Below are 26,425 nucleotides of genomic sequence, written 5' to 3' on the forward strand. Positions count from 1 at the left end.
GTAGCGCAAGTTTATCGGAGCGGTTTCATATGGATGAAAAAGAGCGATCTCAACGTCGTTTTAGTATCGGCAACCAACTTATGTTGGCGGTATTAACGTTGAGTTTAATCTTTACGGTCATCATTTCTACAGTGAGCTTATATCGAGTTTTTCACGAAGATTTAGCCCATTTAGATGTTGAATTAAAGCAGGTTGAGTCTAGCTATTTATCGAGTTTTTCTGCGAGTTTGTGGGTAGAGGATAGGGAGCTGTTGCTGACACAAGCTCAAGGTGCAATGCGTATGCCCTCGGTGGACTACTTACGTATTGCTAGTGAAGACGAAGTTATCATTGAATTAGGTTCGGCGCTTTCTGAGGATGTTGTCGAGAGAAGCTGGCCGATGCAGTATCGGGTCGGCGATAAAACGTATGATCTCGCGATATTAACGGTTCAATCGGATCTTAGCGCGATATATGAAGATCTTTGGCAGCAGTTCTTTTTTCTACTTACGACAGAAGCGATCAAAATTCTTGTCCTCATCATTGGTGTTCTTTGGGTGGCGTTTCGCTTGTTGGTCAATCCGTTACAATTGCTGTCTGGTGCGGTGAGCGATTTTCGTGGCGGTACAGTGCCGAGTAAAGTGACTCTCCCTAAACGATGGTGCTTTGATGAAGTGAGTGTTTTGGCAGAGAAATACAACCGAAGTGTTGAGAAAGTGAAAGAGCACCAGACTGAGTTAGAGGCTGAACGCGATAGGGCAGAAGTCGCTAATCGTAAGAAAAGTGAGTTTCTTGCCACTATGAGTCATGAGATCCGCACACCGATGAATGGCATTATTGGTGTGTCGTCGTTGCTCAATGACACCGACCTCGATCCCCAGCAAAAAGAGTTTGTAGAGATCATTGACAGTTCTTCTCACTCACTAATGACGATCATCGACGACATTTTGGACTTCTCTAAAGTTGAAGCTGGCAAAGTAGAGCTGGAATACACGAGCTATGAGCTTCGCGAGCTACTTGACTATGTCATCAGTTTACATAGTGTCAAAGCCAAGCAGAAAAACTTACAGCTGCTCAGCGATATTGATCCTCACTTGCCAACGGAAGTGCAAGGTGATGCCACACGATTGAAACAAGTTCTGAACAATTTGTTGAGCAACGCGATTAAATTTACCGAGCGCGGCCATGTGAAGCTTCTTGTAGCGTTATCTCGACTTGATGGAGAGACCGCTCATATCCGGTTTCGAGTTGTGGATTCTGGTATTGGTATTGCGAAAGAGCACCAACAAGCAATCTTCGAACGCTTCCAACAAGCTGATGGTAGTACCACCAGAAAGTATGGTGGGACAGGGCTTGGTTTGGCGATAGCTGCACAGTTGGTTAACTTGATGGGAGGGGAAATACAACTAACAAGTGAGCTTGGGCTGGGAAGCTGTTTTGAATTTTCGATTCCTGTTGCTGTAATAAATGCGCAATCGACCTATACCGACCAACTTAATGTATTAGATTTCCGGAAAGCGGAAGACAACGAAATCAGCCCTCAAGATAATGATAAACCTTGGGTATTGGTTGTTGAAGATACCATCGTCAATCAGAAGGTAGTTCGCATCATGTTAGAAAAACTGGGTGTGCGAGTGAGTGTCGCCAACCATGGCGAAGAAGCATTGCAGCTGTGTGACCAGCAGCCTTTCGATTTGATTTTTATGGACTGCCAAATGCCTGTGATGGATGGGTTTATTGCTACGGAGCGAATTCGAAAAATGGGAGAGTGGGGGAAACACGTTCCAATTATTGCGCTAAGTGCCAATGTCATTAAAGAGGAGCAGCAACATTGCTTCGATGTTGGGATGAACGAGTTCGTGGCTAAACCCGTTACCAAGACTCGATTACAACAAATATTCGAACAGCATTTACCAAAAGCACTGAAAATCAGCGCTGTGCCTAAATAGTTAACTTGAAATCGATCAAGTTAAGTGCGTTTCTATTCTGTAATTGTAACTCTGTGTGATATAGTGCCCGGCTAGTATTTAAAGTACCTTGAGGCTGTGAATGTCGTTTAATCTATCCCTATTGCCGCCTGACGAAAAAAACAAAATCGAACTGGATAAGCAGGCGTCGTTTTTGGTTTGGAAGCTCAGAGAGGCCAAATCTGGTCCTGAAGCAATAGAAGAACAGTTGTCCAAGATTAACGATGCTGATGAAAAGGCGTTTTTCCAGCAATCGGTCGAAAAGTACAAACGAGTAATGGGTGTCGCTTAACGCGAACCGTGGCAATGGTTCAATCCAATGCGACGAATGAGGTAACCTCCCTATTCCTTTGCTAAGCGAAATTGAAAAGGTTTCGCTTTTTGCTAAAATCCTTCGCATTAAATTTGAATTTAGAGAGACATCCCGATGGGAAGAAGTTTTGAAGTGCGCAAAGCCTCTATGGCGAAAACTGCAGGCGCGAAAATTAAAGTTTATTCCAAATACGGTAAAGAAATTTACATGTGCGCGAAAAACGGTGGTGGTGATCCAGACATGAACTTGTCTTTGAAACACCTGATCGCAAAAGCGAAAAAAGACCAAGTTCCTGCGCACGTTATCGATAAAGCGATCGACAAAGCGAACGGTGGCGGTGGTGAAGACTACACTCCAGCACGTTACGAAGGCTTCGGCCCTGGCGGTACTAGCGTTATCGTTGACTGTCTAACAGACAACGGTAACCGTACTTTCCAAGATGTACGCCAATGCTTTGTGAAAGTCGGTGCGAAAATTGGTGTTGAGGGCTCGGTTTCTCACATGTTCGACCACCAAGCGGTATTCCAGTTCAAAGGCGACGATGATGAAATCATCCTAGAAACGCTAATGATGGAAGACGTAGACGTTACTGACGTTGAGCTAGAAGACGGTGTTATCACTGTATTCGCACCTCACACAGAATTCTTCAAAACAAAAACTGCGCTTAACGGTGCATTCCCAGATCTAACGATCGATGTTGAAGAAATCACATTCGTTCCGCAAACTCATACGCCTGTATCGGGTGAAGATGCTGAGAAGTTCCAGAAATTCCTAGATCTTCTAGATGACTGTGATGATGTTCAGCAGGTCTACCACAACGCAGAGCTGTAATTAACTCGCTCATATCGTTGTAAAAAGGCTTCCTCAGGGAAGCCTTTTTTTGATCGCTTTTTCTCAAGCAGAGCTATGCGTTACGATATTTGGAATAACACAGCGACATGATTACACCAAAACAGATACCTTGAGTTAGCATCGCCGTGCCGCCATAGCTAAAGAAGGGAAGTGGGCTACCCATTACTGGCAACAAGCCACTCACCATGCCCGTATTGATAAAAGCATACAGAAAAAAGCTCATCGCTAATGCGCCACTTACCAGCCGACTAAAAAAGTGGTCAGACTGACATGCAAGCAACATAACGCGTGCAGTAATAAACAAGTACAATGCGAGTAAGACTAAACTGCCAACAAAGCCCCATTCTTCCGCATAGGTCGAAAAAATAAAGTCCGTATGACTTTCTGGAATAAAGCCAAGTGTTCCCTGCGTTGCATTCATCCAACCTTTGCCTTTCATACCGCCTGAGCCAATCGCAATCAAAGATTGGATGATTTGGTAGCCCGAATCCAGTGGATCGGACTCAGGGTGCAAGAACTGTGTTACACGGCTCTTTTGATAGGTTTCCATAACGAAGAACCATAAAATAGGTGCTAACGTTAAAATGCTTGCAATAAACCCGCAGATTATTTTCCAGCTCATGCCAGCCAAAAACAAAACGAACAATGCATAAATGATGGTAAAAACTGCACCGTCTAAATCCGGTTGTAGCGCGATTAACCCGGCAGGAATCATTGTAATAAGTAAGCAAAACGCAATTTTCCGACTGTTTGGTCGACCTCCTTCAATATGAAGCATCCAGGCGATCATGATTGGAATGGAAAGTTTGATTAGTTCAGACGGTTGAAAGCGGAAGAAGCCGATATCGAGCCAAAGTTGAGAGCCATTGGTGCTATCACCAAATAAAGCAACAGCAAGTAGTAGCGCAACCGCAATAATGTAGAGATATGGAGCTGAGCGCTGATAGCTGGACGCTGGAATCGAGGACATGACCAAGATGCAAACTAATGTCAGTCCGCAGCGCGCCAAATGTTTGAAGAGCATCGCCTCATTAAAGCTACTGGCACTCCAGAGAGTGAGCGAACTTAACAGCATGATCGGAATGATCGCCATGAGTAGTGGCAAATCAACTCTTGGGAAATAACGCTTATTCATTGTCAACGACCTAATAACGCACCTATTTTGAGTGCGAAAACAACTAAAACTCGAAGAGTTCAAACTATTCCGATGCTAAGAATCTCGATTTGGAAACAACAGACACCATGTAAAGGTGTGTAAGAAAGGAGAGTGCGCACTGTCTGTTATGGGTAGTTGTGGGATGGATAAATACACTAGCCTCAGATTTTAAGCCAGTGTTTTTATTGTGACTGCCGTAAAAATGTAGCGTTACGAATGAACGGAATTGTATTTTCTGTTTAAGTGAATGTCATTCATCCTCTCTCAATACCATTCACTCCGCATAACTGCCATTGGTCGCATGCAAAAGCAGCGTGCGATCTTCTCCCTTAACCTGAAACCATCAAATCACGTTCAACTAAGGACAGTACATGATGGTTTCTCAATCTCGCTCAATCAAAGCTCTTAAACTGGCAAGTACGTTTATCGCCGCATTTGCACTCAGCAGCAATTTGGCTCTGGCTAATCCAAGCGAGCGCACACTCAGTCAATTCAACCAAGCAGCGCAAGGTGACTCTGGCTTAGTTGATACCGTTTACGGCGAATTATCCAAACAACTCGAAGAGCATGGCGCAACGCCAGTGACCTTGGTTTACTTAGGCAGTGCGGAGACGTTGCAAGGTCGTGAGGCGTTTATGCCTTGGAACAAGATGAAGTTTACCGAGCGTGGTCTTGCCACAATCCAAAAAGGTTTGGATTTAATGGCGAATCAGCCAGTACCACTGCAAGAGCAACAACGCTTACAAGGCTTGCCGGAATACCAGCTAGCTACCGCCATGGCAGCTACTACGTTTACCTCTCTGCCAGACATGTTCAATCACTTTGAGCGTGGCTACGAGCTGTACCTTTCTCTGCTCGATGAACCGAGTTTTAGCCAACAACCTTTCGCGGCTACTTCGTGGATTTACCGTTATGCCATTGAAGCGGCACTGCGCGCTGAAGATGTTCAACAAGCCAAAATATGGTTAGCGCAAATGGAGCAATTGGGCGACAGCAATCTAGAAACGCAAACCGCGAAAGCGTTGTTAGCCAAGTATTAGGGAGGCGTCATGATCGTTTTTAATCAACTTAGCCGCGATTACGCCCTTGGCAGCCAAACGGTGCGTGCATTGCGAGAGGTGTCTGGGGAAGTATTTGCTGGCGAAATGGTGGCATTATGCGGACCGTCTGGTTCAGGCAAAAGCACCCTACTTAACGTGCTTGGCATGCTGGATACTCAATACCAAGGTCAGGTGACGTTTGCAGGCAACCCATACCCAACTGGACAAATGCAGGCGGCGAAAATGCGCCGTGAAAAGCTTGGCTTTGTATTTCAAAAATTCAATCTTGTCCCTGTGATGACAGCGTTGGAGAACGTGGCGTATCCGCTGCATCTCAATGGCTTTTCAAAAGCAGAACAAACCGAGCTCGCCACACAAATGCTAGAACACGTTGGCTTGGGTGAGTTTATTCATCACATGCCCGATAACCTATCTGGCGGTCAGCAGCAACGCGTGGCAATTGCTCGTGCGTTAGTGCACAAACCAGCGTTGGTGATTGCTGATGAGCCAACCGCAAGTCTTGATAGCCAAACTGCCAACAAGGTCATCGACATTATGAAAGGGCTTGGACATGAGCTTGGCACCACTTTTATCGTCGCCACACACGACCCTCGTATGGCATCCCGCTGTGATCGCACCATTGAATTGGTGGATGGCAAAATTACCCAAACGCACGCGAGTGTGGAGGAGGTTTCATGGGCAAGCTAATTCCAGTTTCCGTTCGCCTTGCTTGGTTGAACCTGCAACGCAATCGCCGCCGCAGTTTGTTGTCGATGCTGATCATCGCCATTGCCGTGTTTGCGTTAACCAGTGCGGGTGGTTTTGGTCTTTACACCTACGACAGTTTGAAAGAGTCGACAGCACGTGACACGGGGCATCTGACGTTAACCACGCCAGGTTACTTCGCTAAAGAAGAAGAGATGCCGCTGAGTAACGGTTTAACTCATGCAGACGACATTACCAAGCAATTGATTGGCTTAAACGAAGTGCGAGGCGTGCAGCCACGAGTTGAGTTCAGTGGGTTGATTTCCAACGGTAACAAATCATCGATCTTTATCGGCATTGGCGTTAACGAACGCGAATTCGATATGAAAGGACCGTTTTTAGACGTGCGTGAAGGGCAAACGCTGTCCAACATTCATGCATCGCGTTATGACCCAGCAGAGCCAGAAGTGATGCTCGGCGTTGATTTGGCGAACAATCTAAGTGTGCACGTTGGCGATTGGATTACCTTGCTGGCGACCACTACCGACGGCGCATTGAACGCGTATGACTTCAAAGTTCGTGGTATCTATTCAACCGGCGTGCCTGAGCTTGATAAACGCCAACTGTACGTGCATATCAACAGCGCGCAATCGCTGCTCGGTTCAGACAAAGTCAGTGCGTTATCTGTCTTTCTGTTCGATACCAGTTTAACTAACCAAGTCGAGCAACAAGTGGCTTCGGTTCTGAGTAAGCAAAAACAGAACTTTGGTGATCAAGATATTGAAATTACGCCTTGGCAAGAACGTGCGTTCTTTTATCTCAAAGTGAAAGATTTGTACGACCGTATCTTCGGCATCATGGGAGCAGTAATGGCGCTGGTGGTCTTTGTCGCCCTGTTCAACACCATGACCATGTCGGTAACGGAACGCACCCGTGAAATTGGCACCCTGTCAGCACTTGGTAGCTACCCTCGCGAAATCATTGCTGGGTTCTTGCGCGAAGCAGGGTTACTTGCCGTGATTGGCAGCTTAATCGGCGCTTTGTTTACTGCGTTAGTCACCGTCTTACTGATGGTCGTGGATGTGCAAATGCCGCCACCGCCAGGACGCACAGAAGGTTATCCATTGACGATTTACTTCTCTTGGGAGCTGGTCGCTGTCGCAGGATTCGCAGTATTGATGATTTGTTTGGTTACGGCGTTTTTCTCGGCGCGCAAAGGGGTGAACAAGCCAATTACGGAGGCACTGATTTATGTTTAATTTCAAATCACTATTACCAATTGCACTGCTGACGGTAAGCGGCATGGCAAGCATGAATGCCAGTGCGAATGAAACAGCGCTAGATGCACAGCAAGTCGCGCAATTGATTGAAAAAGCGGATAGCTACCGCTTGCAAGATGATTCCTCCAAAGTGGTGTCTCTGGTGCGCTTATATCAAGACCAAGAGTTAGATAAAACCCGCCTTTACCACGTGTACACACGCCCAAATCGAGAATCGCTGGTGGTATTCAAATCGGCGGTTGAAGCAGGGCAAAAGATGTTGATGATGGGCGACAACTACTGGCTACAAATGCCGAAGAGTCGCCGTCCGATTCGCATTACGCCAATGCAGAAGCTGCTTGGTGAAGCGTCTATCGGCGACATCTCAACTCTGACGTGGAGCCAAGATTATCAAGGTGAATGGAAAGCGACAGAAACCGTTTCGGTAAACGGGGAAAGTGTCGCGGCTTATCACCTTGCTTTAACCGCGAAAACCAAAGGGGCGAGCTATCAGAAGATCGACTTGTAGTTGTCTGAGCAAGATGCGTTTCCAATTAAAGCTGATCTTTACCTGCGCTCTGGCAAACTCGCCAAGCAAGCGCAATACGGACGTGCAACTGACAACGGTGAAGACTACGTCAGTGAGATGACCTTGCTTGATAGCATTCAGCCGAGCAAAAAGACCGTTATCGAGTACCAAGAAATCGTGCCTTGGCAGCTAGATAACAAGTTCTACAACCCAAGTTATTTGCCGAAAGCCAACACGACTCAGCTTTAGTCTGAGCTTCGTAAATAGAACCATGAAAACGAGCAAGGAAGTCACATGAAATCGCACCAGCCTAACCTTAACAAAAGCACCAGTTTGTTGATTGCTGCGTCGTTGTGTGTGGGCGCAGCAGCCCCAGTTTTTGCCAATGATGAGCTGAGTTTTGAGTGGGATTGGGCTGTCAGTTACGAAACCGCTAAGCAGCGTGACAGTGCGCTTATGCAGGCGCAGGGCAGTTCTCGTGATTCACTTAATGCACTGTTGGATGTGCAGGTGAATTATCAGAACTTTAGTGGCTTGTTTGCTCTGTACAGCCAAGGGTTGTACCTCAACCAACAAGGAGAGAGTGATTGGTGGAGTGAAGCTGATAACCAACTGTTGATTCGAGAGTTGGCTTGGCTAGGGGAGTGGCAAGTCGGTGACACTACACTTGATGTGAGTTTGGGTAAGTTGCGCGTGGATTGGGGAGTGGGTTATGGCTACCGACCTTTGGACCTGTTTAAGCCTTATCGACAAAACCCGGTTGGCTTAGTCGCAGAAGAGGGGGCGGGCGTGTTTTCACTTTCACACTACGATATGGCCGGCGAGTGGACAGTCATTGCGACGGATTCAAGCTGGGGGCAACAAGACCAGAGTGCACTTGATCAAGCCGCAGAGCAGCAAGGTGTTGGTATTCGTCGTTATGCGCTGGTGGGTGATACCGAGTATCAACTTATTGGTTATTACGATGATGTGCGCCGAGGTTTACTCGGAGCCAGTGCCATTGCGGTGTGGGATGAATCCATCGCCATGCACGGTTCCATGCTGTGGCAAAAGCAAAGTGTTGGCTATCAGTTTCAGCAGGGTGATCTTTACCAACCCGTTTCGGTTGAGGAGCAGGGCAGCGCATTCCAAGCCTTAATTGGATTGAACTGGGCAAACCAAGCTGGACACAACGTGATTGCCGAATATTGGTACGACAGCCGTGCATGGTCGAAAAGCGAATGGCAACAAGCAATAGAGCGCGGCGAATTACTCTCTCAGATCCCTGATCCTAACAACTCTCTATTGGCTAGCAGCGCTCTACTTGCGACAAGCTACGCCCAAGGGTTTCAGCATGCCAATATCGTTCAGCATAGCCTAATGCTGCACTGGAGTTGGGATGTGGAAGCATGGGCTGCATGGAACGGCAAAGCGAATATGGGCTGGCTAAGTGATGTAACCCCTACGTTGGATGTGATGCTGTCGCCCCAAGATGGCGGTGTGATTGTCACGCAGTGGCTTAACTACCAATGGATTGATACCGGCGATCAAAGTGTAGAAGTGGAAGTTGCCGCACGCTTTTTAACCGGAGACGACCAATCTGCTTACGCACAAATCAATGATAAGCATATGATTGTATTTAACATCAAAGGGAAATTCTAAATGTGTTCAGCAAAATCAGTGGTGAAAAGTGGATGGCCGCGTAGCTTATTAGTGACCACGGCATTTTGTCTCTTTATCGCAGCAATGACGCTCTCGGTTTGGGGCGGTCCATTTTACATTCATGTGGCGGTTAGCTTTGGATTTGGCTATTCGGCTATCTTCTTCTCATGGTTGATTGACCGTTTATTTCCAACCATCCCACGTATGATAGAAGTGGTGTGTTCGCTTGTTGCCTGTTTATTGTTTGGGGTGATTAATGCGCAATTTTGGCTCGGAGAGTATTTTGGTATCTCCGATATGATCCCTGTTGGCTTAATGGGATTACTGTTTAGCGGTATGTGTTATTTCTATTTTTACTCGCGTGAGAAAGAGGCGGTTGCTCAACGAGAGTTGGAAGCCATCAAGCGCGAGAAAGCAGAGCAAGATCGTGCGCTGTTGCTAAGTCAGCTTAAGCAGATGCAAAGCCAGATTGAACCGCATTTCTTATTCAATACTTTGGCAAATATCAGCGCGCTCATGTCGCAAGATGTCGATAAAGCCAAGCTGATGCTAGAACAGTTAACCGCGCTACTGCGTGCAACGCTAAAAAGCTCACGCGAAGAACACACCACCATAGACAATGAAACGGCGTTACTTGAGGCTTACTTAGGCATCCAACAAACTCGTTTGGGTGACCGACTCAGTTACAAGATTGAAGTGGAAGAGGGGTTAGGCAGAACCGAATTACCGCCGATGATGCTCCAACCTTTAATCGAAAACGCCATCATCCATGGTATTGAGCCGAAGCGAGAGGGTGGTGAAGTCAGCTTGCTCATCAAGCGCGAACAACAGAACTTGAAGATTGAAGTCAGAGACACGGGTGTTGGCTTGAATCACGTGAGTGGTCACATGGGCTCTGGCGTGGGTCTAAGTAATCTCAAGCAGCGAGTTGAAGCTTTGTTCGCAGGGCAAGGAGAGGTTTCTATCAGTGAGTCTGTTCAGGGTGGCGTTTGTGTTCGCCTGAGCTGGCCAATGGAATCGTAATCAAGGAAGAAAGGAATGAATACAGGGTTTACTGTCATTATTGCTGATGATGAACCGCTATTGAGGCGTCATCTTGATAAAAGCCTAGCTGAAGTGTGGCCAGAGCTAGAGGTGATAGCCAAAGTCGCCGATGGTGAACAAGCGTTGCAAGCCATTGAGCAAAACCAACCTGATATTGCGTTTCTCGATATTCGTATGCCAGTTTTGGATGGCATGACATTAGCGCAAAAACTCAATCAACTCGCCAATCCACCTTTGATTGTGTTTGTCACTGCGTACGATGATTACGCCATCAAAGCTTTTGAGCAAAATGCCGCCGATTATTTGCTCAAGCCTATCTCTGATGAGCGCCTTCTGACGACGTGTGAAAGAGTGAAAGCACGCCTTGCTAAGCGAGAGCAAGAAAGCAGTAATGTGCAGATGAGCAGCCTGTTAGAACAGTTGCAGCAATTATCCGCTCCACAAGCGCCGCAATATCTTCAGTGGATCAAAGCGACGCAAGGGGAAGATATTCATCTGATCGCCACGTCTGATGTGTTGTATTTCAAAGCGGAAGAAAAATACGTTTCTGTGTATGCCCAACAAGGACAAGGCAAAGTGCAGGAGTATTTGATTCGTACATCGTTGAAAGAGTTGATAGGGCAGCTTAACCCAGAACAGTTCTGGCAAGTGCACCGTTCAAGCGTGGTGCAAGTGTGCAAAATTAGCAAAGTAAACAAAGACTTTGCTGGCAGAATGTTTGTGCACGTTGGAGAAAACAAGCTCCCTGTGAGCCGTGCATCTCAAAGTTTATTCAAAGGAATGTAATCGCTAGAACTGCTCACTCTTTACACTGTAAACTCGCTGCTCATTTGTTTCAGCAACGAAAACAAAAAGCGCCTAAGTCATATAACGTTAGGCGCTTTTATTGTTTTATAGCGACGATTTCTCCGAAGAGATGAATGGGCTTATTCGCTGACCGTCACTTTCTCGATAATGATTGGATCGCATGGCACATCATCATGACCAAGTTTAGAGGTCGTTTTCACTTTCGCGATGCGGTTTACGACATCCATACCCGCGGTCACTTTACCAAACACGGCGTAGCCCCAGCCTAGGTTGGTAGTAGCGGTGTGGTCTAGGAAATCATTGTCTTCCAAGTTAATGAAGAACTGTGCCGTTGCAGAGTGCGGTGCATCGGTACGCGCCATTGCGATAGTACCAACAAGGTTCTTTAGACCACGGTTTGCTTCGTTCGCGATCGGTGCGCGTGTTGGCTTTTCTGCCATGTCTTCGGTGTGACCGCCACCTTGAATCATAAAGCCATCGATAACGCGGTGGAAAATGGTGCCGTTGTAGAAGCCATCTTCACAGTATTTTTTGAAGTTCTTTGAGCTAACTGGCGCTCGTTCTAGGTTCAGTTCAATCTCGATATCACCGAAATTGGTGGTCATAATAATCATCTGGTTTGCCCTTATGGGTGCTAAGTTGGCGGCATTATAGCTAAGTCGTATGAGGATAGCAGAAATAAAAACAGCGACGTTTTGGCGTCGCTGTTTGCATGGAGAATGGGTGAGGAAAGCGTTAAACCGTAAAGCGACCGACCAAGTCGTACAGCTCGTTAGCTTTGTGGTTTAGGTTGCCACTACCTGCGCGGTTTTGATTCGCAAGGTGTGCCGATTGGCTGCTTTGTTGAGAGATGACTTCGATGCGTTGTGAAATCTCTTGGCCAACTTGGCTTTGCTCTTCGGTTGCTGTTGCGATCAGGGTGTTCATGTCCATGATGTTAGCAATTGCGGCTTGGATTTCTTGCAGTGCGGCAGAGGCAGCTCGTGCTTCCTCAACCGTTGCTTCACCACGCGCTTGGCTTGAGCCCATGGCTTTCACTGCTGCATCCGAGCCAGACTTCAACTGCTCAATCATTTGGTGAATTTCGCCTGTGCTGTCTTGAGTGCGACTTGCCAGTTTACGAACCTCATCGGCAACGACTGCGAAGCCTCGACCTTGTTCGCCTGCACGGGCTGCTTCAATGGCTGCGTTTAGTGCCAATAGGTTGGTTTGCTCGGCAATGTCTTGAATCACTTCTAGCGAAGAAGAAATGTTTTGTACGTCGCTCTCTAAACGAGAAATTACCGTGCTGGCTTCCGACACCTCTAGCGCGAGCGCTTCGACAGAGTTCGCTGCCGAATCAACAATGTGTTTTGCTTGTTGTGAGTTTTCATCGGCGTCTCTGGCTGATTGCGCGGCTTGGTTAGCGTTGTTTGAAATCTCGTGCGCCGTTGCTGTCATCTCAGTCATTGCCGCAGCGACCTGTTCGGTTTCTTCACGTTGACCTGAAGCTAACTCGTCCACTTGCGATGCACGCTGTGACATCTCGTTGGTCTCTGAAACCACTTCTTGTCCGACATGGCTAACACTCTTGATGATGCCTTGCAGGCTTTCAACGAAGATATTGAAGTTACGGCTAAGTTGGGTGAACTCCGGCACGCTCGATTCTTCCATGCGCGCGGTTAAATCTGCATCGCCTTGCGCGAAAGAGTGAATTGAAGCATCAAACTGCTCAATAGGCTTCATGATGCTGCGGTTAACAAATACGGCAAAGACTGCAACTATTGCTGTTATCGAGGCACAAAACAGGGCTATCGCAGTTAGTGTGGTGTTGAGATCTTCGTGTGCTGCTTTTTCCATGTCTGCCACAATGGCGTCGATATCGTCCGTGTAGAAACCCGTACCCAACATCAAGTCCCATTCAGGAATAAAGACTGAGTAGCTGAGTTTCGGTAGTGCTTCACTCTGACCGAGTTTCGGGAAGTAATAAGTCGTGAACTCACCAGTTTTGGCATTTTTTAGCAAATCCTGAATCAGGTAATTGCCTTTCTTGTCCTGCAAGTTATAGAAGTTTTCCCCGATGCCTTTGGTGTTTTTACCCACCACGACACGAACGCCTTTTGAATCATAACCAAAGATGTAGCCGGATTGACCAAACTCTAGTTGTTTCAAGATAGGCAGAGCCTCTTCCAGTGGGGCATTTTGTGCGAGTAGCGGTTCGACAGCGGAACGCGCCATTTGTACGTAACTTTTGAGTTCGGCTTTTTTCATCTCCATCATTCGACTTCGAGTTTGCTCAATCTCGTGCTCGTTGTAGGCCGTGGTTTGTACGTAGGTGAACCACATCATGCCTATTGCCATAGTTAGAATTGGAATTATTGAAAGGATATATAGTCGTTTTCTGATCGTCAGATTCATAGAGACGTCCTTCTCTCGGCGCAGCGTTACAAGTGACAAGCTGAATAAGCTTGCCTGATAAAAGTGTTAATACTTATTGTTGTAATGCTTAGAGATTAACCGAGTTAATCAATCAGAAGTACTGGAAATTTGTAAATCTAGACGAAGGTCGTAGCATTTTTAAGCGGGATCACAATTAACGTGAACACGACCCACTATTGCAACGAGAAGTCCCTGTTAACCAATATGAGACGCGATACCTATTCTTTGCGAATTTGAGGTAAAGCCAGTCAGTAACAGGTTTAACGAGGCGCCAACGCAGTGGAGCGTAGAGCCAACCGCGACCAACTAATTGCCACGCACGATGAGTCACGTCCAACCCAAGCAGAAGCTCCCCCTTTTCGTTGAGGGCGTGCAAAATGGTGTTGGCTTGTTCAGGATCGATCTGCGGATAATCTGCGAATGTATCACTATAGATATCGACGGTTTTGATGTGCTGCTTGGAATCGCGTTGTTTTAGCGCCTTCATCTCTTTGGCACAAAGCGGGCAGGTTCCGTCATAAAATATGGTGAGGTTTGTCATTGCGGTCTTCTTATTTGAGATTTTCTAATCGCTTTTACGTGGCGAATTTTCTTTTGGTTCATTGTTTTGCAAGTAATGCAGCCAATTGTCGCGAATGTTGCCGTAATTGAATTGGCAGAACTCTTTGCGATCACGCAGGTAGTCTTTTTCTACTTCATCGAGTAAGGCTTTGTATTGCTCAGGATCACTACCGTACACCAAACATAACGTTGAAAAGTAACGCTGCAAATCAAAGCTGTGTTCGTCAATGTACTCGCCAAAATCGTAGTAGTCCGGTCTGTCGTCGGATTCGAATGCGAACATGTCGGCGGCGCTAATGGCCATATCTGCGCCATCTTTTAGGAAGTCAATCATTAAAATAGTGGCAAAATTATCGACCGCATCTTCTTCTTTTCCGAGAACAGGGATGCTTTGATCTTCGATGTAAGCATGTCCAGCTTCATGAAGTAAAGTGTGCAATAACGTATCTAGCGCCCCTGTTTTTGGGGATTTTCCGAAGCGTTCTCCATACTGATTATTGGAGAAGTAATTGAGCGACTCCAAATAAAAAGTGTAAGGAACGTATATTGTGTGTGTATCAGGATCATACATTGGACCATCTTCTCCGCCGTAAACCAGCGTGAGAGCTTTATCAAATGGAAAGTAGGCCTGAGACAGCTCAACAAAGATGGTGTTTACATCGCTGCTTTTAATCGATTGTTGGGCGATTTTTTCATGAGTTGTCTCTATGGGAGAATATTGAATACGAATGTTTTCAGCTGCTGTAGCTGATGAGACGATGCTGAGTAATAGCGCAGCGCAAAGCGAATGAATGTTCATGTGGGACTCTTGTTATTGAATAACTTGTATAAAAAATTATACATGTTTTTGTCTGATGCATAGTTGGGGTTGTACTCATTAGCCAAAGTCGGGACGTCGGTCTCGAAAAGCAATCATGATAACATCGCATATTTCGGCTGCTTGGTTCTCTAGGGCGTTTATCAAGACCTCTTGGATAAGAACGGCGGTGAAGTTATTAGCTATGCATCGTTTTCTAAGAAGCTTACTGAGTAACTGTGCTTCGATCTTTATCTGTGAAAATGATAATAGGCAGTTAATCATTGCAAGGTTTAACCATGGGGTTGGTGAATGTCACTGAATTGAAGAAAATTATCAGCGATATGTTATAATCCTGCTCCGTTGTGACGAAAACGTTTGTTGCAGCCTGAGAGTTTCCTTGGATTCGGCTCGTTTATACACCATGAGCCAGAGTTGAAAAGCTACGACAGGAACAGGCAAACCCAATTGTTTTGAACGCGCTCTCGGCGTTTAGCGGTTACAACGGGAAGGAACTTTGTTTGATAGTAATTGACACATTCTGTTTAAGTAAGGGAGCCCGAAGTGGTTCAGAAAGTGTCACCCAGAATTTACTCACAACACGACAGCCCAAGCGATAACGCACAGGTATTGCGAGGGGCCATTTGAAGGAGCTGTATCAGCTCCTTTCACATTTAAGGGCTTGCTAACAGCGTAAAAACTGACACATCGCTTAAGGAGCGCCCCTTAAACTAGCCTAAGGCGCATCTACACCAACTTTTTGAGTATTTTCGAAACAATAAAGCGAGAAAATTTGCTATTGAACGAAGGTTAAACTAACACTCATTCATTACGGAGAATGAAGAGAACAATAATAAGAGGCGATATGAATCATTTAATATCTGTAGGTGCACTGGAGTCCTTCTTGGTCGCAATCAGTGTGCTTTTCCTGGGGCATTTTATTAATGCTAAGCTACCGATTTTAAAGAAATTCAACATACCTGAGCCGATTGTAGGTGGTCTTATTGTAGCCTGCATGATTACTGCTCTTCATTTCAACGGCATCGATTTAGAGTTCGACTTGCCATTACAAAATACGTTTATGTTAATGTTTTTTGCGACAGTTGGTTTGGCCGCAAATTACACTCAGTTGATGAAAGGAGGTGCGAAGGTTTTTATCTTCTTAGCTGTCGCATCGTTTTACATCATCATACAAAACGGCGTTGGCGTTTCACTTGCGGCGGCGCTCGGTTTAGATCCTTTGATGGGGTTAATTGCTGGCTCGATTACTCTGTCTGGTGGTCATGGTACAGGTGCTGCGTGGTCACAAACCTTTCAAGACGTGTATGGATTGGATAACGTCTTAGAAATTGCAATGGCATCAGCGACTTTTGGTTTGATCATCGGCGGTATCATTGGTAGCCCTGTAGCGCAGCGCCTAGTCGAAAAGAACAGCATAGAGTCTGAGTATGGTCGTGGTGGTCGAGATGCCAAAACTCACGAGAAATTCCCGGAGTTGGTGACTTACAATGAATACGAAGAAGATAAAGTAACGGCGAAAAAAGTGGTGGAGAAACTCTTCTTCCTACTGATCTGTGTTACTGGGGCCAAGTATGTCGAGCAATGGGTAAGCACGTATGAAATCTCATGGCTGATGATTCCAGACTTCGTATATGCGCTATTCATTGGTGTGATCATTACGAATTTCTTGGAAGTGACCAAGATTCGTAAGTTAGATGCCGAAACGGTCGATATGTTAGGTACGGTATCGCTATCTCTGTTCTTAGCGATGGCTCTGATGAGCTTGAAGTTATGGAATATCTTCGATCTAGCGATTCCATTCTTGGTTATTTTAGCTGTGCAGTCTGTCGTCTTAGCAATCTTTACGTACTATGTTACGTTCAAAGTGATGGGAAGCAACTACGATGCTGCGGTTATTGCAGGGGGGCACTGCGGTTTTGGCTTGGGTGCAACCCCAACAGCCGTAATGAACATGGGTTCAATCGTTAACCGATTTGGCCCGTCGCCACAAGCATTTATGGTGGTGCCAATTGTGGGCGCTTTCTTTATCGACATCGTCAACTTAATTATCTTGCAAGGCTACATTTCATTCCTTGGTTAAAGTTAAGTGGATGAGCTCCTAGAGGCGAAATAAAAACGGTCACAACACTGGTTGTGACCGTTTTTTTATGACTTGGTTTGGTCGTTTATTGAACGAAGAATTATTGGATAGTTCGGCTGAACTTGAGGCTAGCTGTCCAACCAAGAATACCAATGAAGGCGTAAATGCCAACGTTTAACCAACCCGCTTGAGGAATGGCATTGAATGGGTTTGGTGTAATAATGGCGTGCAGCGGAAGGTAAAGCACTTCGGAGAAAAACTGATCTAGCCCGTAGAAACCAAAAAGTGCGATAGGCATCCAACGCAGCGCATAAATGGCGATAAACAAAATGACCAGTGGTGAGTTCACTTTTTGTGAAATAGCCATCGCAGTTAATGCCAGCGGTAACAGCAGAATACCGGCGAAAAACATTCTGATTAAAAACTCTCCCCAATGCAGCAGCACGTAACCTAACGAGGCTTGGCGGTACAATAAAGCCAATTGGTGATCAGTAGAGATGTTCAGCAACCACAACATTAAATTTGCAGCGAGTACGAGCACCGAGCAGACGAGCGGAATCACCAATAAGCCAAATCCTAGCTTCACTAAATGGGTTTTTATGTCACTGACAGGCATACTGCGCCAAAACATAATGCTGCCTTCCGCCCGTTCTTTGCGTAGCGTTCTTGGGAAGTACTGAACGGCTAACAAGATAGACAGCAGCCCTGCTCCTCCGGTAATCAACATATTGACATCATCACCAAGCTCTTTGTGAATGTCACTGACATCGCCACCAAAGCTCATTTGGAAAAACATATTGTGTTGTAGAGTGTCGTTACTCATTAAACTCACAAAGAGAATAACTCCACACGCCAACACAAACAGTGGAATACGTAAAACAAGAGGGTTTTCTAACCACTCTTTTTGCAACATCGCGACAACTGAACGCATTACGCTGCCTCCTTCTGCAATGCTAAAAATAGATCCGCTAACTTCACCCCATGGATGGAGCCCATTGTTTCTGCTTGTTGGGCATACTGGGCTTTGAGTAACCATTTCGTTGAACCGAGGCCTTTTTGTGACGAGAGTGGGTTCATCGCTTCAATTTGTGTGCGGTGCTCGTCGTTGGCTTCAAGAATGAAATAGTCTTCACTGATACTGTCCATCGAGGTTTGCAGAACGGGGCGACCATGCTTAAGAATCAGAACATCTGTCAGCAAGTGCTCAATCTCTGATACTTCATGACTGGCGATGATCAACACGCGATCGCCGTCGTGAAACCATTCCAATAAGTGACGATAAAACGTCTCGCGATACACGAGATCTAACCCGAGTGTCGGTTCATCCAATATGAGGATTTGGGTGTTGGTTGCGATCACAATCGCGAGGTGTAATTGCACCTTCATCCCTTTGGATAAAGATTTGATACGCGCACGAGGTTTGATGTCCGTTTGACGAAGTAGCGTATCTGCTTGGGCGCGATTGAACCCTGGATGCACGCCCTCGGTATAGTTAAGCAGTTGAGCAACGGTCATCCAATCTGGCAGAACGTTGACATCCGAGATGTAGGATAAGCTCTGCATTATCTTGTCGCGTTGCATAATGGGTTCAAATCCGTTGATACGAATAGTGCCCTGATATTCATGTGCACCGAGTAGGGCATTAATAAGCGTTGATTTACCTGCGCCATTATGGCCGAGTAAGCCAAGTACTTGTCCTGCATGTAGGTCGAAACTCACTTCATGCAGTGCTTCTCCTTGTTGCTGATATTGCTTGGAGACGTTGTTTACACTGACTAATGCGCTCATTGGTCACCTTTCAAGTGTGGTTTTAGTTGTTGAATGAATTCGTCGAGTGACATATCCAGACGCTGTATTGTGTCGGCTATCTGCGGAATTTGTTGCTGAAGAAAACGTGCCTTCTCGTCTGCGAGTAATTTGAGCTTTGCTCCTGAAGCGACAAACATACCTTGACCGCGTTTTTTCTCCACTAGCCCGTCATCAACAAGCAATTGATAGCCTTTCATTACGGTGAGGTGGTTAATTTTCATATCTGCAGAGATGCTACGGACGGAGGGCAGAGCATCGCCTTCTTGCCAGACACCTTGCAGTATTTGCTGCGTGATCTGGTCTGCCAACTGTCGAAATATCGGTTGGCGATCATGCCAATTAGTCATGAGTGAATCTCTTGGTTGAGATGGTGTTATATATATGTATAACACCTAGTGCATTAGAGAGAAAGTAATAATTTAAAACCTAGTGTATCCGCCTCTCTCATTCGCTCTAAATATCCACCTATGTGGTCGTTGTTTTGAGGTTTTGTTTTATATGGAAATTAATTGCTTCTCATAAGTTGAGAAGTGTTGTTTTTCTCTTCCCATCAATACACTTATCGCCTGTTCTAAATGAATATTCTCACTGAATGATAATTAGCATAATTTTAGGTCTGCCTATTTCTTACTTGATGAGAATCAATGGTCAAAGAGGCCTAGAAAACAAAAGTTTCGAGAGGCAATCTGACTGGCTTAGGCACCTATCTCACGTTGAGCTCGTGCTCAATGAATGAGAAAGAGTAGAGTAAAGAGGTCTCATGAATCAGGTAATATCTATCGGCCCACAGGAGTCGTTCCTCGTCGCAATTTGCGTGTTGTTTTTAGGGCAGTTCATCAATACCAAGTTACCAACCTTAAAAAAATTTAATATTCCAGAGCCAATTGTTGGTGGTCTAGTGGTCGCTTGCGTCATCACGACGATGCACTTAAATGGTGTGGATGTCTCCTTTGATTTACCACTGCAAAACGTCTTTATGCTGATGTTTTTTGCAACCGTTGGCTTAGCGGCAAATTACACCCAACTGATTAAAGGCGGTGCGAAGGTTTTCATCTTCCTAGTTGTGGCATCGGTCTACATTCTTATCCAAAATGCGGTCGGCGTGTCCTTAGCAACAGCGTTGGGGTTAGATCCACTCATGGGGTTGATCGCCGGATCCATTACGCTTTCTGGCGGACATGGAACTGGAGCTGCGTGGTCGCAAACTTTTCAAGAAATGTATGGTTTGCATAATGTTCTAGAGGTGGCAATGGCTTCTGCTACATTTGGCTTGGTGATGGGCGGGATTATTGGCAGCCCTGTTGCACAAAAGCTACTAAACAAACACAACTTGGAATCGGAATACGGACGCACCAATCAAAGTCATCAGAGTTTCCCTGAACTGGTGACGTACAACGAACATGAGGAAGATCGTGTCACAGCGAAAAGAGTCGTTGAAAGCTTGTCCATCATTCTACTTTGCGTGACAGGCGCGAAGTATCTCGAGAGTTGGGTAAGCAGTTTTGACATCAAGTGGTTAATGATTCCCGATTTTGTTTATGCGCTGTTTATTGGTGTTGTTATCACTAACATCATGGAAGTGACGAAGGCGCGCAAGGCTGATTTAGAAACCGTTGATATTCTTGGCACGGTTGCACTATCTCTATTTCTTGCCATGGCCTTGATGAGTTTGAAATTGTGGAATATTTTCGATCTTGCGATCCCATTCCTTATTATTCTTGCTATTCAGTCGGCAGTGTTGGCGATGTTCACTTACTACGTAACATTCCGCATGATGGGAGGCAACTACGATGCGGCGGTGATCGCTAGCGGACACTGCGGTTTTGGGTTAGGTGCTACACCGACTGCGGTCATGAATATGGGCTCCATCGTGAGTCGATATGGTCCATCACCACAAGCATTTATGGTGGTTCCAATTGTCGGTGCATTCTTCATCGACATTGTGAATTTAGTGATTTTGCAAGGATGCATCGCTTTTATTAAATAACATTCGCTTTTTTACCGAAATAACAAAGCCAGCACCTATACGCTGGCTTTGCTATTTGTAACACGAAATCTTGTTTGCCTGACTTCAAGCCGTGAAATCAATGCGTTACTATGACGACATAGTGTTCAATTTTGCAGCAGCATGAGGTACCCACATGTCTGAAAAAATATCGACGTCGGCATTAGCGAAAATGCGCAAGGTAGAAGCTAAGCTGCTGTTTGCCGATCTCAAACGTGCAGGCTACATCGTTCGCCAAGATGAAAAGTGGATTTTGACCGAAGAAGGGGCAAAGTTTGGCGGTGAGTATGTGGATCACCCTAAATTTGGCCAGTTCATCGTCTGGCCGACCAACTTACATATTGAGCTGACTCCCAGCTCAGGGAAAACATTGAGCGCGACACAACTGGGTGAAAAGCTGAAATTGAATGCGAAGCGCATGAACCAGCTTTTGAGTGAACTGGGTTGGTTGACCAAATCCGAAGAGGGATGGAGTGTCACAGAAGCTGGTGTGCGCGCTGGTGGGCAGCAAAGAACCGATAAAGAAACACAAAATACCTTTGTCGTATGGCACGATGTGGTGCTGCGTAACAAGCGTCTTAAGCAGTCTGTCATTGAGTTTTTAGGGCAAGACGCGGAGTCACATTCTACGGATAAATCGTACTCAAGCTTTCGCCAAAAATTTGAAGCCAAGCACCGAACATTAGATGGGCATTACGTACGCTCTAAGGGTGAGTTGCTCATTGACAACTGGCTGTACTTGGCTGGTGTAGTGCACGCTTATGAGCGTCAGTTGCCGATTGACCAAGATGTCACTAGCGATTTTTACTTGCCAGGTGGCAAAGTCTATTTGCAATTTTGGGGAAGTGACGATGGGGAGATGGCTCAGGCCGACCGTGAGACCATTCGTACTGTTTATGAGCAGCATCATTTCAATCTTATCGAAGTCGAACCGAGTGAACTAGACAAGTTGGATGAAGTGCTTCCTAAGCGTCTTCGTCAGTTTGGTATTAAAGCTTATTGACGACTTAAGCCCGCTGTTCAGATAAGAAAAAACCCGTGTTCAACACGGGTTTTGTATTTTTAGTGTATTTCTAGGCTGCCATCCTATGGGTTAAAAGCCTTTGATGTTTTCTGCTTCTAGCTCAGAGAAGTACTTCACTGTCTTCACTTTCAGTTCTTGTTGAGCTGGTTCGTCGCATACGATCACCGCTTTAGGGTGAAGCTGAAGTGCAGAAACTGTCCATAGATGGTTTACACAACCTTCCACGGCTGCTTCAAGTGCCTGAGCTTTGTTATGGCCAGTGACCAAGATCATCACTTCTTCTGAGTCTAGAAGCGTACCAACACCGATAGTCAGCGCGTATTTAGGCACTTGGTTGATGTCGCCGTCAAAGAAGCGAGAGTTCGCAATGCGAGTGTCTTCAGTGAGGGTCTTGATGCGAGTACGAGAAGAAAGAGATGACGCTGGCTCGTTGAACGCGATGTGACCGTCGTTACCCACGCCGCCCATGAACAGGTTGATCTTGCCGTAAGACTTAATTTTGTCTTCGTAACGCTTACATTCTGCGTCGTGATCGTCTGTGTTACCGTTCAGTAGGTTGATATTTTCTTCTTGAATATCAATGTGATTAAAGAAGTTGTTGTACATGAACGAGCGGTAAGATTCTGGGTGATCCGCAGGGATGCCAATGTACTCATCCATGTTAAAAGTCACGACGTTTTTGAAGCTGACTTCGCCGGCTTGGTAAAGCTCGATTAGGGCTTTGTAGGTTGCTAGAGGAGTGCCACCAGTTGGTAGACCCAGAACGAATGGACGCTCAGCAGTAGGTTTAAAGTCGTTGATACGCTTAGCGATATGCGCAGCTGCCCACTTACCTACTTGTGCTGCTCGAGTTAACGGGATAAGTCTCATTTTGTGCCCCTAGTTATTGGAATTGACGATGTACTGAAACATTAATTCGCATTATAAAATAAGTAATGGCGAACTGCTATTGTTTTAGGTCAAAATTTTGCTTTTTCTTTAACCAATGTTGGTTTTGTCGACGATTTTTATATCTAAATGCTTTTATAAGACGATTTTTTACAAAGAAATTGCATTATGAAACTGACGAATCAATAGATAAAATTTATGATCTAAATTAAGTTCTGCCTTCGCACTTAACCTTGTTTTTTAACAACCTACAGAGTGCGAAATCGCACACGAACTTCAAATATTATGGGTTAGATATGGCATGGCGCTCATTCTTTAACCATAATTGAAATGTGTAAACCAGTGAGGAATTCGGTATGAAAAATGAGTTAGATCCGAGCAAAGTACTACAGGCTTACGAATGTGTGATGAACAACGGTACGCCAACCGAATTTGGTAAAATGTATGAAGGTGTAGAAGCGTTTTCTGACTACGATGGGTACAACGTTTTCTTGAGAGGGAATGGTGTTGAGCTAAAAATTGGCTTCCACAACACCTATCACTTGGAATATGACCAAGAGCATTTGAAAGAGAGCTTTCTGAAAAAGATTGCGACGCTCGCCAAGTAAACGGTCATCACCCAAATATTAAAAAAGCCCTTGGGAGAATGCCCCCTTGGGCTTTAGGAGAAGAAATGAGCTTGTCTTGCTCGCTCAGTAAAGTCAAACGAGCTTTCGCCTACTGCTAGAAAAAGGCGAGAACTAGGTTATTGGTTATTAATCGTCTTCAACCAAACTCTCTTCAATGTATTCTTCTGTGGCGTCAGGCTTGTTACGACCATTTAGCGTATGGAAGCGCTTGCGACCACGAGCAAGTTGGGTGTACTTTAGCCACGTACGCTCAAGTTTTGTTTTTGCTTTGCCCGGGTTTTCTAACACCTTGATGAAGTGTTTCTCTTCGCTGTTTTCAGGTGTTAATTCGCCTGACTCTAAGCCAAGCATTGTATCCCCATAAATTGTTAGGATTTCCTCTTCTGAAAGAGTAAAATCGCCAGACTTTGCAAAGCCGCGTGGGAATTTTACGTTATCGTAAAAACGTTTTTTGCCATGACGGAATTCAGTGTCAGACATGTCAACAGCCTCTGTAACCGTTATTGATGAATGTAGTGAACTTACGGCGAAAATTAGGCTTAAATCTAACAAAAGAAAAACAAAACTTTTTTGTCGTCATGATTTTAATTAGTTGTTAATCTGGTTTTATATTAACCAGGAGATGGTTTATGGATGTAAAAGTCTTTCGAACATTTTTAGAGCTGGCAAGAGTTCGTCACTTCGGACGTGCTGCTGAGAACCTTTATATTACCCAAGCCGCTGTGAGCGCACGTATCAAACAATTGGAAAGTTACTTCGATACGCAATTGTTTATTCGTGATCGAAATAACATAAAGTTGACCTCTGCAGGTGAGCGCTTAATCAGCTATGCCGAGGTAATGGTCACTACATTGCAACAAGCGAAGCTAGAATTATCGCTTGAAGATGGCAAAGCGCTGCAACTAACGTTAGGTGGCACGCCAAACATTTGGGACGCTTATTTACAGAATTGTTTAAGTGTCGTCACAGATTCGTTTGGTGGTTATGGCTTCATGGCAGAAGTGATGGGACGTGAGATGCTCAGTCGTAGCTTGCTAGAGCGCACGTTAGATATGGCATTTGCGTTCGATCAGATCAAAGCTGATGAGCTTAACTGTAAAAAAGTGGCGGATGTTGTTCTCGTTCTGGTATCAACTGAGAAAGATTCTTTAGATACCGTTTTCGAAAACAAATATGTGTACGTTGACTGGGGGACGCGTTTCTCCTCAGAGCATTCTGAGCGTCACCCTAAGATTCCGGCTCCATATTTACGCACTTCAACAGCGCGTATCGCATTGGACTTTATTTTAGAGAAGGGTGGAGCCGCGTACTTACCAATCTCTCTCGTGGAGCCATTTATCGCTAATGGGCAGCTTCACAAGGTGTCTGGAGTAGAAGATTGGTGTCGCCCTATCTATTTGAGCTATCGTAAAGCTAGCTCGTCTGTAGACGCGATTAAGCAAGTGGAAGAAATTGTCAAAGAGATCGATCCACTGACCGCTTACAGTTTTCAGCAAATTGGTTCTGGCACTTCCGACGAATAGCGTTGAATGAAAAGTCAGAAAAACGAAAAAGCCGCCTTGAGAAATCAAGGCGGCTTTGTTTTTATCTCGATGAGTCGATAGTTATGGTAAGTCAAACAACAGGGCTGTTGTGCTTTCGTTTGATGTATTGCGCAAAACAACCTTACTCTGGTGTTCAACCTTCGCGCCGTCGCCAGCCGTCAAAGTGGTATTGTCGACACTAAGGCTCCCAGTCACTTGATGGATGAATAGATTTCGGCCCGACTCAATCTCAAAGTTTAGTTCGCTACTTGGCTCAAGAATTAACTGATGCAAAGTCGCATCTTGCTTAATAAGTAGCGTGCCGTTTTCTCCAGTTGGAGTTGCGATAGTCGTTAACCCAGGATTGCGACCAAAATCTTTTTGCTGATAACCTGGTTTGGTTCCAAATGTGTTCGGTTGAATCCAAATCTGTAGAAACCGCAGCGTATCTTGGTTCGATGCATTGTACTCACTGTGGTAAATCCCTTTCCCTGCCGACATGAGTTGGAATTCACCTGCAGGTAGTGTTTTGACGTTACCTTCACTGTCTTTGTGTGCGATAACACCTTCCAACACATAGCTGATGATCTCCATATCACGGTGGCCATGTGTATCAAAACCCGCGCCAGGCTTGACTACATCGTCATTAATGACTCTCAGCTCAGAAAAGCCCATATGTTGAGGATCGTAGTAGCTACCAAAAGAAAACGTATGTTTGCTATCAAGCCAGCCAAAGTTTGCTCGACCTCGGTCTGCTGCATGTCTTACCGTAATCATAAGGCCTCCTTAAGAGAGCTTTTTGTTTAATAAGTTATCTAACGCTGCTTTACCTGCGCCAGAGAACGCCAGAGAAACGCTCGCTGCCAGTAATGCCAAGCCAAACTCGTAACCGTTGTTTGCCATGAACAGGCCATTCTCAAAGTGGACAGAGAATATCGCTACCACCATCGTGAACGCCAAAGCAACCGCTGCTGGTCGAGTTAGCAGACCAAGTAAAATGAACAAGCCGCCAAAGAACTCTGCGCTGCCCGCAAGTAACGCCATGAGTACGCCAGGACCTAAACCGATAGATGCCATCCACTGACCTGTGCCTTCTAGGCCGTAGCCACCAAACCAGCCAAATAGTTTTTGTGCGCCGTGCGCCATAAAGATAATGCCGATTGGAACGCGAAGTGATAGTGCGCTGTAACCTGCGTTTGATGTGGTAATTTTCTGTAATAGTGCTTTCATGATTCTGTCCTCTGACTCTTTTCAATGAGTGGGAAGCGTGTGCTCCCGTGCTGTTGAGAACAGTTTAGGTAGAGGCGAACATAAAAATAACGGGAGGATTTTGATAAACTCGTTCTAAAAAATTGAATGATTGGTTTTTATTTATTTAA

26 protein-coding genes and 1 pseudogene are annotated in these 26,425 nt (G+C 45.5%); 15 read left to right on the forward strand and 12 right to left on the reverse strand.

Annotated elements, in window-relative coordinates; all coding sequences use genetic code 11:
- Positions 1-29 precede the first annotated feature (29 nt).
- The 3 genes from R7Z77_RS06070 (at position 30) to R7Z77_RS06080 (ending at position 3,090) form a co-directional block, all read left to right on the forward strand.
- Complete coding sequence (locus tag R7Z77_RS06070; protein ID WP_213967532.1) at positions 30-1,928, forward strand: ATP-binding protein; 1,899 nt, start codon at positions 30-32, stop codon at positions 1,926-1,928.
- A gap of 100 nt (positions 1,929-2,028) precedes the next feature.
- Positions 2,029-2,238: a DUF3283 family protein gene (locus R7Z77_RS06075; protein WP_005374484.1), complete on the forward strand. Its 210-nt coding sequence runs from the start codon at positions 2,029-2,031 to the stop codon at positions 2,236-2,238.
- A gap of 135 nt (positions 2,239-2,373) precedes the next feature.
- The gene (locus R7Z77_RS06080; RefSeq protein WP_005374482.1) at positions 2,374-3,090 is read left to right on the forward strand and encodes a YebC/PmpR family DNA-binding transcriptional regulator; all 717 of its coding nucleotides are present in this window, start codon (positions 2,374-2,376) and stop codon (positions 3,088-3,090) included.
- 73 nt (positions 3,091-3,163) lie between these two features.
- Here the strand turns inward: R7Z77_RS06080 and rodA are convergent, their stop codons facing one another.
- Positions 3,164-4,246 carry a rod shape-determining protein RodA gene (rodA, locus tag R7Z77_RS06085; RefSeq protein ID WP_213904671.1) on the reverse strand — a complete coding sequence of 361 codons (1,083 nt, stop codon included), beginning with the start codon at positions 4,244-4,246 and terminating at the stop codon, positions 3,164-3,166.
- 392 nt (positions 4,247-4,638) lie between these two features.
- Here rodA and R7Z77_RS06090 point away from each other — a divergent pair, with 392 nt between their 5' ends.
- The 7 genes and pseudogenes from R7Z77_RS06090 (at position 4,639) to R7Z77_RS06120 (ending at position 11,271) form a co-directional block, all read left to right on the forward strand.
- Positions 4,639-5,307, forward strand: coding sequence for a hypothetical protein (locus R7Z77_RS06090; RefSeq protein ID WP_318136618.1), 669 nt, complete (start codon positions 4,639-4,641; stop codon positions 5,305-5,307).
- 9 nt (positions 5,308-5,316) lie between these two features.
- Positions 5,317-6,015: an ABC transporter ATP-binding protein gene (locus R7Z77_RS06095; protein ID WP_213967533.1), complete on the forward strand. Its 699-nt coding sequence runs from the start codon at positions 5,317-5,319 to the stop codon at positions 6,013-6,015.
- Entirely contained in the window at positions 6,003-7,271 is a 1,269-nt protein-coding gene (locus R7Z77_RS06100) for an ABC transporter permease (protein ID WP_258650713.1), read from the forward strand. Before R7Z77_RS06095 ends, R7Z77_RS06100 begins: the two co-directional genes overlap by 13 nt.
- A pseudogene (locus R7Z77_RS06105) lies at positions 7,264-8,049 on the forward strand (outer membrane lipoprotein-sorting protein). Before R7Z77_RS06100 ends, R7Z77_RS06105 begins: the two are co-directional and overlap by 8 nt.
- A 45-nt stretch (positions 8,050-8,094) precedes the next feature.
- Positions 8,095-9,441, forward strand: coding sequence for a hypothetical protein (locus tag R7Z77_RS06110; RefSeq protein WP_213967954.1), 1,347 nt, complete (start codon positions 8,095-8,097; stop codon positions 9,439-9,441).
- Positions 9,442-10,464 (forward strand): sensor histidine kinase, encoded by a 1,023-nt coding sequence (locus R7Z77_RS06115; RefSeq protein WP_170889910.1) that lies wholly within the window; start codon positions 9,442-9,444, stop codon positions 10,462-10,464.
- A gap of 15 nt (positions 10,465-10,479) precedes the next feature.
- Positions 10,480-11,271, forward strand: coding sequence for a LytR/AlgR family response regulator transcription factor (locus R7Z77_RS06120; RefSeq protein WP_170889909.1), 792 nt, complete (start codon positions 10,480-10,482; stop codon positions 11,269-11,271).
- Positions 11,272-11,411: 140 nt separating this feature from the next.
- Here the strand turns inward: R7Z77_RS06120 and R7Z77_RS06125 are convergent, their stop codons facing one another.
- The 4 genes from R7Z77_RS06125 to R7Z77_RS06140 form a co-directional block, all read right to left on the reverse strand.
- Positions 11,412-11,906, reverse strand: a complete 495-nt coding sequence (locus R7Z77_RS06125) for a peptidylprolyl isomerase (RefSeq protein WP_005448882.1) — start codon at positions 11,904-11,906, stop codon at positions 11,412-11,414.
- 121 nt (positions 11,907-12,027) lie between these two features.
- Positions 12,028-13,689: a methyl-accepting chemotaxis protein gene (locus R7Z77_RS06130; RefSeq protein ID WP_021707578.1), complete on the reverse strand. Its 1,662-nt coding sequence runs from the start codon at positions 13,687-13,689 to the stop codon at positions 12,028-12,030.
- Between the two features lie 175 nt (positions 13,690-13,864).
- Entirely contained in the window at positions 13,865-14,251 is a 387-nt protein-coding gene (locus R7Z77_RS06135; protein WP_017821049.1) for a thiol-disulfide oxidoreductase DCC family protein, read from the reverse strand.
- A gap of 24 nt (positions 14,252-14,275) precedes the next feature.
- A complete protein-coding gene (locus R7Z77_RS06140; protein ID WP_017821048.1) occupies positions 14,276-15,070 on the reverse strand; it encodes a DUF4344 domain-containing metallopeptidase in 795 nt (264 codons plus the stop codon).
- Between the two features lie 862 nt (positions 15,071-15,932).
- On the opposite strand from R7Z77_RS06140, the gene gltS (R7Z77_RS06145) reads away from it, so the two are divergent.
- A complete protein-coding gene (gene gltS, locus R7Z77_RS06145; RefSeq protein ID WP_005374448.1) occupies positions 15,933-17,168 on the forward strand; it encodes a sodium/glutamate symporter in 1,236 nt (411 codons plus the stop codon).
- A gap of 100 nt (positions 17,169-17,268) precedes the next feature.
- On the opposite strand, the gene R7Z77_RS06150 is transcribed toward gltS (R7Z77_RS06145), so the two are convergent.
- Genes R7Z77_RS06150 through R7Z77_RS06160 form a run of 3 tightly spaced genes read right to left on the reverse strand, consistent with a single transcriptional unit; the run spans position 17,269 to position 19,324 of the window.
- Positions 17,269-18,099, reverse strand: a complete 831-nt coding sequence (locus tag R7Z77_RS06150) for a membrane protein (protein WP_017821047.1) — start codon at positions 18,097-18,099, stop codon at positions 17,269-17,271.
- Positions 18,099-18,956 carry an ABC transporter ATP-binding protein gene (locus tag R7Z77_RS06155; RefSeq protein WP_213967955.1) on the reverse strand — a complete coding sequence of 286 codons (858 nt, stop codon included), beginning with the start codon at positions 18,954-18,956 and terminating at the stop codon, positions 18,099-18,101. The genes R7Z77_RS06150 and R7Z77_RS06155 overlap by 1 nt, the downstream gene beginning before the upstream one ends.
- Positions 18,953-19,324: a GntR family transcriptional regulator gene (locus tag R7Z77_RS06160; protein WP_005374444.1), complete on the reverse strand. Its 372-nt coding sequence runs from the start codon at positions 19,322-19,324 to the stop codon at positions 18,953-18,955. The genes R7Z77_RS06155 and R7Z77_RS06160 overlap by 4 nt, the downstream gene beginning before the upstream one ends.
- A gap of 413 nt (positions 19,325-19,737) precedes the next feature.
- Between R7Z77_RS06160 and gltS (R7Z77_RS06165) the strand changes: the two genes are divergently transcribed.
- Together gltS (R7Z77_RS06165) and R7Z77_RS06170 are read left to right on the forward strand one after the other, a co-directional pair.
- A complete protein-coding gene (gltS, locus tag R7Z77_RS06165; protein WP_017821044.1) occupies positions 19,738-20,964 on the forward strand; it encodes a sodium/glutamate symporter in 1,227 nt (408 codons plus the stop codon).
- A 154-nt stretch (positions 20,965-21,118) separates the two neighbouring features.
- Positions 21,119-21,985, forward strand: coding sequence for a hypothetical protein (locus tag R7Z77_RS06170; RefSeq protein ID WP_005374442.1), 867 nt, complete (start codon positions 21,119-21,121; stop codon positions 21,983-21,985).
- Between the two features lie 90 nt (positions 21,986-22,075).
- On the opposite strand, the gene nagB is transcribed toward R7Z77_RS06170, so the two are convergent.
- A complete protein-coding gene (gene nagB / locus R7Z77_RS06175; RefSeq protein WP_005374441.1) occupies positions 22,076-22,876 on the reverse strand; it encodes a glucosamine-6-phosphate deaminase in 801 nt (266 codons plus the stop codon).
- A gap of 374 nt (positions 22,877-23,250) precedes the next feature.
- On the opposite strand from nagB, the gene R7Z77_RS06180 reads away from it, so the two are divergent.
- Positions 23,251-23,502, forward strand: a complete 252-nt coding sequence (locus R7Z77_RS06180) for a DUF3081 domain-containing protein (protein WP_005374440.1) — start codon at positions 23,251-23,253, stop codon at positions 23,500-23,502.
- Positions 23,503-23,649: 147 nt separating this feature from the next.
- Here R7Z77_RS06180 and R7Z77_RS06185 read toward each other — a convergent pair whose 3' ends face one another.
- Positions 23,650-24,003, reverse strand: coding sequence for a DUF413 domain-containing protein (locus tag R7Z77_RS06185; protein WP_005374439.1), 354 nt, complete (start codon positions 24,001-24,003; stop codon positions 23,650-23,652).
- A 149-nt stretch (positions 24,004-24,152) separates the two neighbouring features.
- Between R7Z77_RS06185 and R7Z77_RS06190 the strand changes: the two genes are divergently transcribed.
- Entirely contained in the window at positions 24,153-25,046 is an 894-nt protein-coding gene (locus tag R7Z77_RS06190; protein ID WP_005374436.1) for a LysR family transcriptional regulator, read from the forward strand.
- A gap of 81 nt (positions 25,047-25,127) precedes the next feature.
- On the opposite strand, the gene R7Z77_RS06195 is transcribed toward R7Z77_RS06190, so the two are convergent.
- Positions 25,128-25,823, reverse strand: coding sequence for a pirin family protein (locus R7Z77_RS06195; RefSeq protein WP_017821043.1), 696 nt, complete (start codon positions 25,821-25,823; stop codon positions 25,128-25,130).
- Positions 25,824-25,832: 9 nt separating this feature from the next.
- Positions 25,833-26,276 carry a DoxX family protein gene (locus tag R7Z77_RS06200; protein WP_017821042.1) on the reverse strand — a complete coding sequence of 148 codons (444 nt, stop codon included), beginning with the start codon at positions 26,274-26,276 and terminating at the stop codon, positions 25,833-25,835.
- Positions 26,277-26,425: the final 149 nt, after the last annotated feature.

The sequence above is a fragment of the Vibrio sp. 1401 genome (genome assembly GCF_033340295.1).

Coding starts and splice junctions, on each gene's coding strand:
- R7Z77_RS06130 (WP_021707578.1), bottom strand. CDS start 13,689: ATGAATCTGACGATCAGAAAACGACTATATATCCTTTCAATAATTCCA.
- R7Z77_RS06135 (WP_017821049.1), bottom strand. CDS start 14,251: ATGACAAACCTCACCATATTTTATGACGGAACCTGCCCGCTTTGTGCC.
- R7Z77_RS06180 (WP_005374440.1), top strand. CDS start 23,251: ATGAAAAATGAGTTAGATCCGAGCAAAGTACTACAGGCTTACGAATGT.
- R7Z77_RS06200 (WP_017821042.1), bottom strand. CDS start 26,276: ATGAAAGCACTATTACAGAAAATTACCACATCAAACGCAGGTTACAGC.
- rodA (WP_213904671.1), bottom strand. CDS start 4,246: ATGAATAAGCGTTATTTCCCAAGAGTTGATTTGCCACTACTCATGGCG.
- R7Z77_RS06115 (WP_170889910.1), top strand. CDS start 9,442: ATGTGTTCAGCAAAATCAGTGGTGAAAAGTGGATGGCCGCGTAGCTTA.
- R7Z77_RS06150 (WP_017821047.1), bottom strand. CDS start 18,099: ATGCGTTCAGTTGTCGCGATGTTGCAAAAAGAGTGGTTAGAAAACCCT.
- R7Z77_RS06080 (WP_005374482.1), top strand. CDS start 2,374: ATGGGAAGAAGTTTTGAAGTGCGCAAAGCCTCTATGGCGAAAACTGCA.
- R7Z77_RS06195 (WP_017821043.1), bottom strand. CDS start 25,823: ATGATTACGGTAAGACATGCAGCAGACCGAGGTCGAGCAAACTTTGGC.
- R7Z77_RS06070 (WP_213967532.1), top strand. CDS start 30: ATGGATGAAAAAGAGCGATCTCAACGTCGTTTTAGTATCGGCAACCAA.
- R7Z77_RS06185 (WP_005374439.1), bottom strand. CDS start 24,003: ATGTCTGACACTGAATTCCGTCATGGCAAAAAACGTTTTTACGATAAC.
- nagB (WP_005374441.1), bottom strand. CDS start 22,876: ATGAGACTTATCCCGTTAACTCGAGCAGCACAAGTAGGTAAGTGGGCA.
- R7Z77_RS06190 (WP_005374436.1), top strand. CDS start 24,153: ATGGATGTAAAAGTCTTTCGAACATTTTTAGAGCTGGCAAGAGTTCGT.
- R7Z77_RS06090 (WP_318136618.1), top strand. CDS start 4,639: ATGATGGTTTCTCAATCTCGCTCAATCAAAGCTCTTAAACTGGCAAGT.
- R7Z77_RS06075 (WP_005374484.1), top strand. CDS start 2,029: ATGTCGTTTAATCTATCCCTATTGCCGCCTGACGAAAAAAACAAAATC.
- R7Z77_RS06095 (WP_213967533.1), top strand. CDS start 5,317: ATGATCGTTTTTAATCAACTTAGCCGCGATTACGCCCTTGGCAGCCAA.
- R7Z77_RS06160 (WP_005374444.1), bottom strand. CDS start 19,324: ATGACTAATTGGCATGATCGCCAACCGATATTTCGACAGTTGGCAGAC.
- gltS (WP_005374448.1), top strand. CDS start 15,933: ATGAATCATTTAATATCTGTAGGTGCACTGGAGTCCTTCTTGGTCGCA.
- R7Z77_RS06155 (WP_213967955.1), bottom strand. CDS start 18,956: ATGAGCGCATTAGTCAGTGTAAACAACGTCTCCAAGCAATATCAGCAA.
- R7Z77_RS06170 (WP_005374442.1), top strand. CDS start 21,119: ATGTCTGAAAAAATATCGACGTCGGCATTAGCGAAAATGCGCAAGGTA.
- R7Z77_RS06100 (WP_258650713.1), top strand. CDS start 6,003: ATGGGCAAGCTAATTCCAGTTTCCGTTCGCCTTGCTTGGTTGAACCTG.
- R7Z77_RS06125 (WP_005448882.1), bottom strand. CDS start 11,906: ATGATTATTATGACCACCAATTTCGGTGATATCGAGATTGAACTGAAC.
- R7Z77_RS06140 (WP_017821048.1), bottom strand. CDS start 15,070: ATGAACATTCATTCGCTTTGCGCTGCGCTATTACTCAGCATCGTCTCA.
- gltS (WP_017821044.1), top strand. CDS start 19,738: ATGAATCAGGTAATATCTATCGGCCCACAGGAGTCGTTCCTCGTCGCA.
- R7Z77_RS06110 (WP_213967954.1), top strand. CDS start 8,095: ATGAAATCGCACCAGCCTAACCTTAACAAAAGCACCAGTTTGTTGATT.
- R7Z77_RS06120 (WP_170889909.1), top strand. CDS start 10,480: ATGAATACAGGGTTTACTGTCATTATTGCTGATGATGAACCGCTATTG.